The sequence below is a fragment of the Nocardioides sp. REDSEA-S30_B4 genome (assembly GCF_001627265.1).
GTDB lineage: Bacteria > Actinomycetota > Actinomycetes > Propionibacteriales > Nocardioidaceae > Nocardioides.
The window spans coordinates 20,695-32,889 of the sequence record NZ_LUPI01000030.1 but is presented as its reverse complement, the minus strand read 5'-3'; the positions used below and the strand labels follow the sequence as shown (position 1 = coordinate 32,889).

Here is a 12,195-nt window from a genome sequence, read left to right as displayed (position 1 = left end):
ACAAGCGGCAGGCGTGGCGCGACCCCTCGTACGGGATGGTCGACCACCGCCGACCACCCCGTACGGGTCTCAGTCGGTGCTGCCGACGCTCCCGGTCCCCACTGCCTCGCCGTGCGCGGCTGGTTCGCCGGCACTGCTACGGCAGCTCGGCGCGGGCATCGTGAACGTCTTGACGCGGGGCAAGCTGCCCGGCACCAACGCGGTCACGCGGACGAACTCGTCGACCGCCGGGCACCCGCCGACCTCGCCGAGACCGATGGTGCGCACGTTGGAATGCCAGGAGTACGACACCCCATCGCCGAGCCAGCCCTGGTAGAGGAACTTCAGACCAGCCTTCTTGCCCTTCTTCGTGGCCGATGCCTTGGTGGTGTGCAACCACATCGAGGACTTCTTCTTGTCCACCGAGCCGAACGTCTTGACCCATGAGCGTCGAGTGGGCTTCGCCCCGGGGTCCACGAGCAGGCCCGGCGCCCAGGTCCACAGGGCGTCGGCTCGTGCGCCCCCGGGTGACGCGTCCTTGCCCTGGACGGTCACGTAGACCGTCCGTCCGGACAGGCGCTCCTCCGGAACGAACGAGAAGGTCTGGGTGGCCTCGTCGTACGTGGTCGGGATCTCGACCTGCCCCTTCACCTGCTTGGCCATCGGCTTCCAGCCGTGGGTGGCCGTGACGCGCGCGATCACGTCGACGTCCTCGTCCCAGCTTCCGGTGAAGGAGATGGTCGCCTCTTCGCCCGTCTCCAAGACGATGTAGTCGTAGTCGTCGCCGACTCCGCCCTCCGGGCCAGAGACGGTCGCTGCCGTGGGCTGACCGACCACCTCGTGCTGGTAGGAGTAGACCTGGCTCCGGGCGGACTCGACGTACTCGCCGTACTGACCGGCCGACCTGTCGAACTGGTGGTACTCCAGGGTGAGCCTCGACGGCTCGTCGGTCGACAAGGCATAGCAACCGTAGGTCGTGAGCGACGTCGGCAGCTCGTCTTGGAAGGTGTAGGCCGTGCCTATCGGCCACTCGTAGCCGTCGACGCGCAACTCGTAGTAGCCATCGGTGCCAGGCTCGGGAGGCGTCGCGTCCTCGAAGGAGACGACGGCCTGGCACCCGGTCTGAAGTCGGAGATCACCACCGACATGATCGCCGCGCGACCACGTTGACTTGTCCAGCACGACATCGATGATTTCCAGGTCGAGGTCCGGCTCGACCGCGGTGGCTGTGCTCGTCACCAGCGCGGCAGGCAGGATCAAGGTGGCGATCATGCATGACGGCAGGAGGCGCGCAATACGCTGCAGGGAGGGCATGTGCTGCACTCTGCCGCGATGATCAGACGGACGAAGGTGTGTCGGTCATTCCCGAACGACTCCGAACAAGGACCGCGCGGGGACCCGCGGGATCACTCCCACTCGATGGTGCCCGGCGGCTTGCTGGTGATGTCGACGGTGACCCGGTTGACCTCGGGCACCTCGTTGGTGATGCGGGTGGAGATCCGCTCCAGCACCTCGTAGGGCAGCCGCGCCCAGTCGGCGGTCATGGCGTCCTCGGAGGTGACCGGGCGCAGCACCACCGGGTGGCCGTAGGTGCGACCGTCGCCTTGGACGCCGACGCTGCGGACGTCGGCGAGCAGGACGACCGGCATCTGCCAGATGTCGTGGTCGAGCCCGGCGCGGGTCATCTCCTCGCGGGCGATCGCGTCGGCCTCGCGCAGGATGTCGAGGCGCTCGCGGGTGACCTCGCCGATGATGCGGATGCCCAGGCCGGGGCCGGGGAAGGGTTGGCGCTGGACGATGACGTCGGGCAGGCCGAGCTGGGCGCCGACCGCGCGGACCTCGTCCTTGAAGAGCGTGCGCAGCGGCTCGACCAGCTCGAACTCGATGTCCTCGGGCAGGCCACCCACGTTGTGGTGGCTCTTGATCGTCGCAGCGCCCGCGCCGTGTCCGGACTCGACCACGTCGGGGTAGAGCGTGCCCTGCACCAGGAAGCCGACGGTGGTGCCCTCGGGGGCGGCGTCGATGATGTCGGACTGCGCGGCCTCGAAGGTGCGGATGAACTCGCGGCCGATGATCTTGCGCTTGGTCTCCGGGTCGCTGACACCCGCCAACGCGTCGAGGAACTGCTTCTCGGCGTCGACCACGACCAGCTTCGCCCCGGTGGCGGCCACGAAGTCGCGCTCGACCTGCTCGGACTCACCCTTGCGCATCAGCCCGTGATCGACATAGACGCAGGTGAGGCGCTCGCCGATCGCCTTGGCGACGATCGCACCGGCGACCGCGGAGTCGACACCGCCGGACAGCCCGCAGATCGCGCGGCCGGCCTCACCGATCTGCGCGCGCACCCGCTCCACCTGCTCCTCGGCGATGTTGCCGATGGTCCAGGTGGGGGCGCACTTGGCGATGTTCCAGAGGAAGTGCTCGAGGATGCGCTGGCCGTGCTCGGAGTGCATCACCTCGGGGTGCCACTGCACCCCGGCGAAGCCCGCCTCGACGTTCTCGAACGCCGCGACCGGGGTGCCCTCGGTGCTGGCGAGCACCGAGAAGCCCTCGGGCGCCTGCGAGACCGAGTCACCGTGCGACATCCAGACGTTGTGCTGGGCGGGGATGCCCTCCAGCAGCACGCCGTGCTCACCGATGGTGACCGGGGTGCGGCCGTACTCCCGGGCACCGTTGTTGTCGACGGTCCCGCCGAGCCCGAGGGCCATCAGCTGGAAGCCGTAGCACATGCCGAAGACGGGGGTGCCGCTGGTGAACATCGCCTGGTCGATCGACGGGGCGCCCTCGGCGTACACCGAGGACGGGCCGCCGGACAGGATGATGGCCTTGGGGCCCTTCGCCAGCATCTCGGCGACGGGCATGTCGTGGGGCACGATCTCGGAGTAGACCCGCGCCTCGCGCACCCGGCGGGCGATCAGCTGGGCGTACTGCGCGCCGAAGTCGACGACGAGGACCAGGTCGTGCTCAGGCGCATCCGTCATGCGGCGAATCCTATCGGCGAGAAGCCGACCGCTCCCCCACCAGGTGCGTGGCTCTCGACACTGCGTAGATCACGACGTTCTGCAGGCCACCGGGCTGTTCCACCTGCAGAACGTCGTGGTCTGCGGGGCTGCTCGAGCGCCTGCCTCCTGACCGCGGATCTCGACACGTCCGTCGCGGCCTCGTCCCTCGGCCGCGGGGCTGCTCGATCTCCTCGCCGGCTCTTGCTCGGAAAAATGCACCAGGGCCCGGCCGGGGAGGGAGGGTGGCCGGGCCCTGATCGTCCACGCTCTGCTGGACAGCGCCTGGACCGCGACCCGGCTATTGGGAGGGAGCATGACTGCCGGGTCTGCTCACCTCAACGACCACCCGGGGCCGGGGTTACGTCCAGGTCACGACCGGATCAGAAATACTTTCCCGGTCCAGACCACCGACCTGAGGAGGGGTCTCAGGAGACCCCCACGATCGGCAGTCGCAGCGCGCCGGGGGCCGCGGCCGGGACGGCCGGCGAGGCCGGCGGCACCGGGGCGATCCGCTGGTAGTCCGCACCCAGCGGCGGCCGGGCGTCCTCCTCGCCCTTGTTGGGCCACAGCGACATCATCCGCTCGGCCTGGGCGGTGATCGTCAGCGACGGGTTCACGCCCAGGTTGGCGCTGATCGCCGACCCGTCGGCGACGTGCAGGCCGGGGTGGCCGTAGACGCGCTGGTAGGGGTCGATGACACCGTTCTCGATGGAGTCGCCGATCGCGCAACCCCCGATGAAGTGGGCGGTGAGCGGCATGTTGAACGGCTCGCCGATGTTGCCGCCGGGCGTGCCGCCCAGCAGGCGGGCCATCCGGCGCACGGCGTCGTTGGCCACCGGGATCCAGGTCGGGTTCGGGGCGCCGTGGCCCTGGCGGGAGGTCATCCGCCAGCCCAGCAGGCCCTTCTTGCCGTAGGTCTGGATGGAGTTGTCCAGCGACTGCATGACCAGCGCGATCACGGTGCGCTCGGACCAGTGCTTGAGGTCGTAGAGCTCCTTGATGTTGCCGCGCTGGTGCCACATCTCCTTCAGCCAGCTGCGCCAGCGCGGCTCGTCGCCGTCGCCGTCGGTCAGCACCGTCTGCATCAGGGCCATGGTGTTGAAGCCCTTGCCGTAGCGGACCGGCTCGATGTGGGTGTCGGTGTCGGGGTGGAAGCTGGAGGTGATCGCGACGCCGTAGGAGTAGTCCGTGGTGTCGCCGCTGGGCGCGATGGCGCCGAGGATCGACTCGGAGTTGGTGCGCGAGAGGTAGCCGAGGCGGTCCGACAGCCCCGGCAGGTGGCCCTCGTCCTTCATCCGGTGCAACAGCTTCTGTGTGCCCAGCGAGGCCGCCGCGAAGACCACGTGCTCGGCCGTCAGCGTGCGCGTGGTGCGCGGGGTGGCGCGGCGGGCCTTGGTGAACTTCACCGCGACGTCGTACCCGCCGCCCTCGCGCGGGCTGACCCGGGTGACCGTGGTCAGCGGCATCACCTTCGCGCCGTTCTTCTCCGCGAGGTAGAGGTAGTTCTTGACCAGGGTGTTCTTGGCGTTGTGGCGGCAGCCCGACATGCACTCGCCGCAGTTGCGGCAGGGGTTGCGGTCGGGGCCGGCACCACCGAAGAACGGGTCGGCGACCTTCTCGTCCGGGTCCGCACCGGGGCCGCCGAAGAAGACGCCCACCGGTGTGGGGTGGAAGGTGTCGCCCACGCCCATGTCGGTGGCGACCTTCTCCATCACGTCGTCGGCCGGGGTGCGGATGGGGTTCTCGACGACGCCGAGCATCCGCTTGGCCTGGTCGTAGTAGGGCGCCAGCTCGTCGCGCCAGTCAGTGATGTGGCTCCACTGGGCGTCGTTGTAGAACGCCGGCAGCGGCTCGTAGAGCGTGTTGGCGTAGACCAGGGACCCGCCGCCGACGCCCGCGCCGGCCACGATCATCGTGTCGCGGACCGCGTCGATGCGCTGGATGCCGTAGCAGCCCAGGGCCGGGGCCCACAGGTAGGACTTGATGTCGAGGGTGCCGGAGGAGAAGTCGGAGTCCTCGAAGCGAGCGCCGGCCTCGATGACACCGACCTTGTAGCCCTTCTCGGTCAGTCGCAGCGCGGAGACCGAGCCGCCGAAGCCGGATCCGATGACCAGGACGTCGTAGTCGAAGGTCGCGTGCTTGCCCATGGGTCAGGCCCTCCCCAGCTTCTTCATCAGGCGCAGGTTCGCGGTCATGACACCGGCGTACTGCTCGTCGGACATGCCCAGCATCGGCGCGAAGCGCAGCAGGCGCTGCGTGCCGACAGACTGGGACTCGGTGTAGCGGTGGATGCCCTCGCTGCCCTGGCGCCGGCCCATGCCGGACTCGCGCATGCCGCCCATCGGGGAGTCGATGCTGGCGAAGGTGGCGCCGAAGGCCTCGTTGATGTTGACGGTGCCGCACTTGACCTGGCGGGCCAGGTCGCGGGCCCGGGCGCCGTCGCGGCTGTAGATGGAGGCGTTGAGGCCGTACTCGCCGTCGTTGGCGCGCGCCACGGCGTCGGCCTCGTCGTGGAAGCGGTACAGCGAGATGACCGGACCGAACGTCTCCTCGCCGAAGCAGGTCATCTCGGGGGTGACGCCCTCGAGGATAGTCGGCTCGAAGTAGAACGGACCGAGGTCGGGTCGCGCCTTGCCGCCGCACAGCACGCGCGCACCCTTGGCGACCGCGTCGTCGACGTGACGGACCACGGTGTCGAGCTGGTCCTGGCTGATCAGGGAGCCCATGTCGTTGCCCCAGTCCAGGGTCGCGCCCAGCGTCATCGCCTCGGTGCGGGCGACGAAGCGCTCGACGAACCGGTCGTAGACCTGGTCGGCGACGAAGAGCCGCTCCATGGACACGCAGAGCTGGCCGGCGTTGGAGAACGAGGCGCGTACGGCGCCCTCGGCCGCCCGCTCGACGTCCGCGTCACGCAGCACCAGCATGGGATTCTTGCCGCCGAGCTCCAGCGAGCAGCCGATGAGGCGCTCGGCGCAGCCGGCCGCGACCTTCTTGCCGGTGGCCGTCGAGCCGGTGAAGCAGATGTAGTCGGCCTTGCCGATCACCGAGGTGCCGACGCGGGAGCCGGGGCCGGCCACGACCTGCCAGAGGTCCTTGGGGAACCCGGCCTCCTCCAGCAGCTGCGCGCCCAGCAGGGCGGAGAGCATGGTCTGGGCGTCGGGCTTGGCGACGACCGCGTTGCCGGCGAGCAGGGCCGGGAGGCCGTCGCACAGCGCCATGGTGAAGGGGTAGTTCCACGGCGAGATGATGCCGACGACGCCCTTGGGCACCCGGTTGACCTCGACGCGGGTCAGACCGGGCACCACGCCGAGCTTGCGCTTGGTGTCGAGGTGCTCGTGGGCGGTGCGGCCGTAATAGCGCGCGGTGAGCGCGATGTGCATCGGCTCGTCGAAGGCGTGCTTGCGGGCCTTCCCGGACTCCCACACGATCAGGTCGAGGATCTCGTCCTGGCGGTCGAGCACCAGGTCGTGCAGGCGCAGCATGATCGCGGAGCGGTGCTCCAGGCTGGTGCGCGCCCAGGCCTCCTGCGCGCGGCGGGCGCGCGCGAAGGCCTCCACCACGTCGTCCTCGGTGGACTGCGGGATGTGGGCCAGCGGCGCGCCGTTGATCGGCGATCGGACCTCCGCGGTCTCCCCCGAGGTCGCCAGGATGCGGCGCGTCAGCGCCTCGACGTACTCCGGCTCCAGGGCGTAGGAGGCGGTGGGGTCGTGCTCGGGGTCGTGCGGGCCCTCGGCGAGCGGACGGCCGGTGGGGTCGGGCGTGGAGGCACTCATGTACCGAGAGTATGTGACCGGCGTCTCCGGAACTACCCTTCAGTAGCACTTCGTGGCGCTTGACACATTCTTTTGCGATGTCAAACACGAGACCCCCGGGGCCGAGCGGCTCCGGGGGTCTTGCACGGTGAGCGATCAGGGGGCAGCGGCCACCGTCACGTCTTTGGTCACCACGGTGATTCCGTTAGCCTTCAGGACCACGATGAACATCCCCGACGGGGACGAGACACCGGGACCGTCAAGGACGCGCATGCGCAGGTCGGTCCCCGCGCCGGCGTACTTGGTCTTGCCGGTGGCCACCCGAGCACCTCGGGACCCGTTGTTCTTCTGCTCGAACACCTTCCCGGTCACGGTGCGGCACTGCGGGCTGACGTTCGCGCAGGTGACGTCGCCGACCAGGTAGGTCTTCGAGCCGGCCGTGCGCATGGTCAACCCGCCGTCCAGGCTGATCGAGGGCTCCGGGGCGGCCTCGGCGGACGAGGCCAGGCAGACCGCGTCTGTCGAGACCTTCGCCGAGGCGCCGGAGTCGTTGTAGAAGCGCTGGCGCACGTCCTTGTACGCCGACTCCGAGCCCAGGTAGTAGACCCCCGAGGTCAGCTCCGCGAAGGTGCCGGTGACCGCCAGCGACCCCTCCGGGCACGAGGCCGTGGCGTCGGCGGCGGAGCCGTCACGCACGGTGGTTTCTGCCCCCGCGGTCGTCGACGGGACGGTCGAGAGCGTGACCTCGCCGGCGCTGCTGGTGGCCGAGGTGGCCACGCAGTAGACCGTGGAGGTCACCGAACCGGCTCCCGCACCCTCGAAGTAGTGGGTCCAGGTGGATCCGCTGACCGTCGAGCTGAGCAGGTAGGCGTCGCCGTCCAGGGTCCAGCCGGAGCCGACCGGGATGGTCGCGGAGCCCGGGCAGGCAGCTGCCGCCGTGGCGAACCAGTCGGTGGCGGTGGTGCCGAACGGAACCGTCGCCTGCCCCGTGCCGAACGTCAGTGACTGGCCTCCCGCCGTCTTGTTGCCCAGGCAGGTGACGCGCACCCGCCCGGTGATCCGGTCACCGGAGCCGTTGGACACGCTGGTGGTCCACTTCCCGGCGGCGTTGCCGCGGTTGCTGCTGGTGACCACGACGTCGGTCGACTCCCCCACGGAGTCGGCGTCGACCTGGAAGCCGCCATCCACGGCGGTGTAGCCGCTCGGGCAGGAGACCGAGTCGGTCGCGGTGGCGCCGGCGGCGACCTCCACGAACTTCCCGGTCCTGGTGTAGCTCAGGTCCGCGCCAGCAGCGCTGGCGGGGGTGCTCACGGCCACGAGTGGCACCGTGAGTGCGAGAGCGCCCCACATCGCTCCCGTCAGGTGTTTCACGCGCGAATTGCGCATGGCAGAACGTCCTTCCCTCCGACGTAGCGCCCTCCCGCGCCACGTGCTGCTCGCGACAGTAGCCACGCCCGGACGAGCCGGACAGGGTAAAGAACAAGCAAAGGACCAGGTGGGACGAAAGCGCCCCCTGGAGCCGGATTCGGCCCCCGGAAGACCAGACCAGCGGCCTATACCAGCCGGGATCTCAGCCGGCTGGTGGCGGCGTGTAGATCGACTTGAGCTCGGTGTACTGGCCCAGGCCCTCCGGGCCGAACTCGCGCCCGAGTCCGGAGGCCTTGAAGCCGCCGAAGGGCGCGGCGAAGTCCATCGTGTAGGTGTTGATGCCATAGGTGCCGGTGCGCACGCCCCGGGCGACCTCGAGGCCGGCCTCGACGTCGGCGGTCCACACGGTGCCGGCCAGGCCGTAGTCGGAGTCGTTGGCGATGCGTACGGCGTCCTCGACCCCGTCGTAGGCGATCACCGAGACCACGGGGCCGAAGATCTCCTCCTGCGCGATCCGCATCCGGTTGTCGACGTCGGCGAACACCGTGGGACGGACGTACCAGCCGCGGTCCAGGCCGTCGGGCATCCCGACGCCGCCGGCGACCAGGCGGGCCCCCTCCTCCTGGCCCAGGGCGATGTACTTCTGCACCCGCTCCTGCTGGCGCTGGGCGACCATCGGGCCGATCTCGGTGGCGGGGTCCATCGGGTCGCCGACCGTCATGCCGCCGATGCCTGCGGCGAGCGCCTCGACGACCTCCTCGTAGCGCGAGCGCGGTGCGAGGACGCGGGTCTGGGCGACGCACGCCTGCCCGGAGTTCATCACCGAGAGGAACTTCAGTCCCTCGACGGTGGCGGCGAGGTCTGCGTCCTCGAGCACGATCGCGGCGGACTTGCCGCCGAGCTCGAGCGAGACCCGCTTGAGCTGCTCGCCGCAGGCGGCACCGATGGCGCGGCCGGCAGCGGTGGAGCCGGTGAAGGCCACCTTGTCGACGCCGGGGTGTGCGACCAGGTGCTGGCCGACCTCGCGGCCGCCGGCGACGATGTTGACCGCTCCGGCGGGCACACCGGCCTCGTGGAGGAGCTCGGCCATGAGGTAGCAGTCCAGCGGCGACTCCGGCGCCGGCTTCACCACGACCGTGCAGCCGGCGAGCAGCGCCGGGACGACCTTGGACATCACCGTGAACTGCGGGACGTTCCACGGCGGGATGGCGGCGACGACGCCGACCGGCTCGTGGCGCACCACGACGTCGGAGCCCAGCGAGCCGGGGCGCGCGGCCTCCCAGGGGAACTCACGGGCGATCGCGAGGAACGACTCGATCTGCATCCACGGCGCCGGCGACTGGGCCAGCTGGGAGAACGAGGTCGGCGACCCCATCTCGAGGCTGATCAGCTCGGCCATCTCGGTCAGCTTGGCGGCGTAGAGACCCGAGAACGCCTCGATCACCGCGATCCGCTCCTGCGGCGTCATCCGCGGCCAGGGGCCCTCGTCGAAGGCCTTCCGGGCGGCCGCTACGGCGGCGTCGACGTCACCGATGGACGCCTCGGGCACGGTGGCGATGACCTCTTCGCTGTGCGGGGAGACGACCTGCAGGGTGGCGTCGGTAACCGGCGCGCGCCAGCCGCCGTCGATGTAGAAGGCGTCGCGGTCGAGGCTCATCAGTGCTCCAGGGGTGGTGGTGGCGGGGTGGTGCTTGCGGGTGGTTGCCGGGGCTTCGAGACGGGACTCCGTCCCTCCTCAGCCGCCGGCGACGGAGAAGAAGTCGGTGAAGCCGGACGGCTCGTGGCGGCCGACGGAGAAGTGCTCGAAGAGGCCGAAGCCCTCGGTCTCGGTGCCGTTCTCGTGCACCACGGCGCGGCCGACGTGGTCGACGCAGCCGAACATGAACATGCTCTTCACCGCGTCCGAGGTCAGGTCGTAGGTACGGCGCTCGACGAAGGACTCGCCGTGCCACTGCCCGTGCAGCCAGTCCTGGTCGCCGCCGTAGCCGCCGCCGAAGTGCAGCGGGACCGCGAGCCTGGACTCCACCTCGATGCGCAGCGGGCCCTGCCGGGTCGCGCACTCGAGCGTCGCACCGGTCGGCGTACGACCGCCGGGGGTGTAGTGAATGGTGACCTGCGGCCAGCCGAGCTGCTCGACGCGACCGTCCTTCCACACGCGGGTGCAGTCGTTGAGGGTGCGGATGCCGTCGCCGTCCTCCTGCATGATCACGACGATCGCGTAGTCCTCGAAGCGCATCGGGACGTAGAGCCACCACATGCCGTCGAAGTCGGCGGGGCGGCCGGCGGGCTCGGCCTCGCCCACCGGGCGGATACCCCATGAGCGGTCGCGGGAGCCGACCCAGGCGTCCGGACTGACCGCGATCTCCTCGCCGTCGACCGACAGCGAGCCGGACCAGGTGCCGACCTGGGCGAAGCGCTGGGCGTCGAGGGTGACGCGGGCGCCCTGGCGCATGACGTGGCGCTGCTCCTGCACGACCTCGAAGGAGCCCTCCCAGGTCAGGTCGGCCGCGAGCCCCTCGGTCTCCTCCAGCACCATCCGGATCTTCTGCAGCGGCTCGATCACCTCGAGGCGGTAGCCGCCGACCTGCTGGTGCAGCCGGTCGTCGTCGATCTCGCCGCCGAGGTGGACCGCGGTCTGCTGGTCGCCGCGGGTGACGAGGAAGAAGGCGTCCTTGGTGCGCAGGTTGGGGTAGTAGCCCATGCCGGAGATGACGAAGATGTCACCGGTGCGGTCGTGGGCGTTGAAGTAGCAGCGGTCGTAGAAGTGCCGGTCGCTGGATCCGGGCCAGCCGATCGGCTGCGGGACCTGGTGGAGGGGGTACTCGTCGAGAGGGCCGAGCCCGCCGCGCGCGCGGCTGGGCGTGCTCATCAGGCCCCCACCTTCGCCAGGACCGACTCCAGCAGCGGCTTGCAGTGGAAGAGCGACTCGATGTCCGCAGGCATCTCGATCTCGCCGAAGTGCACCTGGCGGGCGCCGGTGCGCATGAAGACGATGCACCACTGCAGCCCGTTGTAGACGTGGTACCAGTCGAGGTCGCCGAGCTCGACGCCCGACTTCTCGGCGTACGTCGCCACCACGTCCTCCTCGCGCAGGAAGTGCGGCATGCCAGGCAGCTCCAGCATCCCGACGATCGACTCGAAGACCTGGTGGGCGAAGAGCAGCCAGCTCACGTCCAGAGCGCGTGGGCCGAGGGTGACCATCTCCCAGTCCAGGACGGCCACCGGCTCGAAGTCGCGGTAGATGACGTTGCCGATGCGGGCGTCGCCCCAGCACAGCACCGGGTCGCCCTGCTCCTCGGCCATCGGGACGTTCGCCTCGAGCCAGGCCAGGGCACGCTCGACGGTCGGTGAGGGGGCGAGGTCGCGGACGGCGAAGTCGTACCACGCACGGACCTTGGCGAGGTTGCGGTGCAGCAGCGTCTCGCCGTCCTGCTCGGGCGCAAGGTAGCCGAAGCGGCCGAGCGGGTCCTCGATCGCGTGCAGCCGGGCCAGGACGTCGACGGTGGAGTCCTGGAGCCGGCGCTGGTCGGCGCGGTCGGCGTCGAAGAGCCAGTTGTCACCGAAGGGGTAGGGCAGCACGTCGGGGGGCACGACGCCCTCGACGCGGTCCATCAGGAAGAACGGGGTGCCGAGCACCTCGCCGGACTCCTCCAGCCAGCGCACGCCGGGCACCGGGACGTCGGTGAGCTCGCCGACCTGGCGGATCACCTCGTACTGGTGGCCGAGCTCGTAGCGGGGGAAGACCGGGAAGTCCTGGGGCGCGGGTGCGACCCGGGCGACCATCGGCACGGTGTCGCGGGAGCCCTCGGTCCAGGTCGCGTCCAGGACCAGGGTCTCCGAGGACATCCCGTTGCTGTCGGTGCCGCTGTGCAGCACCACCTCCGGCTCGGCGTGCTCCGGTAAGAGGCCCTGCAGCCACCCCTCCAGCACCTCGGGCACGCGGGCCGCGTCGCGGCTGCTGCGCTGCATCTTCAGGTCTGCGGGCGGTGGCGCCTGGGTCACGACGGTCGACTCCTTCGTCCGGACGGTGTGACGTGGGTCATGCCCGGCCAGAATCCTAGAACCTGTTCTACATTGTCAACGCGTGCCAGACA

Annotated in this window: 8 protein-coding genes; all 8 read right to left on the bottom strand. The window is 70.0% G+C overall.

What is annotated here, in order from left to right; translation table 11 throughout:
* Positions 1-69: 69 nt before the first annotated feature.
* Positions 70-1,293, bottom strand: coding sequence for a hypothetical protein (locus A6R01_RS07720; protein ID WP_292604887.1), 1,224 nt, complete (start codon positions 1,291-1,293; stop codon positions 70-72).
* A gap of 92 nt (positions 1,294-1,385) precedes the next feature.
* A complete protein-coding gene (guaA, locus tag A6R01_RS07715) occupies positions 1,386-2,960 on the bottom strand; it encodes a glutamine-hydrolyzing GMP synthase (RefSeq protein WP_292604886.1) in 1,575 nt (524 codons plus the stop codon).
* Positions 2,961-3,406: 446 nt separating this feature from the next.
* Positions 3,407-5,128, bottom strand: a complete 1,722-nt coding sequence (locus A6R01_RS07710; protein ID WP_292604885.1) for a GMC family oxidoreductase — start codon at positions 5,126-5,128, stop codon at positions 3,407-3,409.
* Between the two features lie 3 nt (positions 5,129-5,131).
* The gene (locus A6R01_RS07705; protein ID WP_292604884.1) at positions 5,132-6,754 is read right to left on the bottom strand and encodes a succinic semialdehyde dehydrogenase; all 1,623 of its coding nucleotides are present in this window, start codon (positions 6,752-6,754) and stop codon (positions 5,132-5,134) included.
* 135 nt (positions 6,755-6,889) lie between these two features.
* Positions 6,890-8,044, bottom strand: coding sequence for a hypothetical protein (locus A6R01_RS07700; RefSeq protein WP_292604883.1), 1,155 nt, complete (start codon positions 8,042-8,044; stop codon positions 6,890-6,892).
* Between the two features lie 259 nt (positions 8,045-8,303).
* Positions 8,304-9,758 carry an aldehyde dehydrogenase gene (locus tag A6R01_RS07695; protein ID WP_292604882.1) on the bottom strand — a complete coding sequence of 485 codons (1,455 nt, stop codon included), beginning with the start codon at positions 9,756-9,758 and terminating at the stop codon, positions 8,304-8,306.
* Between the two features lie 78 nt (positions 9,759-9,836).
* Positions 9,837-10,970 (bottom strand): hypothetical protein, encoded by a 1,134-nt coding sequence (locus tag A6R01_RS07690; protein ID WP_292604881.1) that lies wholly within the window; start codon positions 10,968-10,970, stop codon positions 9,837-9,839.
* Entirely contained in the window at positions 10,970-12,103 is a 1,134-nt protein-coding gene (locus A6R01_RS07685) for a phosphotransferase family protein (protein WP_292604880.1), read from the bottom strand. Before A6R01_RS07685 ends, A6R01_RS07690 begins: the two co-directional genes overlap by 1 nt.
* Positions 12,104-12,195 lie beyond the last annotated feature (92 nt).

Excerpts from the sequence above, each read along its gene's own strand:
- A6R01_RS07705 (WP_292604884.1), bottom strand. The coding sequence starts at position 6,754 with ATGAGTGCCTCCACGCCCGACCCCACCGGCCGTCCGCTCGCCGAGGGC.
- guaA (WP_292604886.1), bottom strand. The coding sequence starts at position 2,960 with ATGACGGATGCGCCTGAGCACGACCTGGTCCTCGTCGTCGACTTCGGC.
- A6R01_RS07710 (WP_292604885.1), bottom strand. The coding sequence starts at position 5,128 with ATGGGCAAGCACGCGACCTTCGACTACGACGTCCTGGTCATCGGATCC.
- A6R01_RS07690 (WP_292604881.1), bottom strand. The coding sequence starts at position 10,970 with ATGAGCACGCCCAGCCGCGCGCGCGGCGGGCTCGGCCCTCTCGACGAG.
- A6R01_RS07695 (WP_292604882.1), bottom strand. The coding sequence starts at position 9,758 with ATGAGCCTCGACCGCGACGCCTTCTACATCGACGGCGGCTGGCGCGCG.
- A6R01_RS07720 (WP_292604887.1), bottom strand. The coding sequence starts at position 1,293 with ATGCCCTCCCTGCAGCGTATTGCGCGCCTCCTGCCGTCATGCATGATC.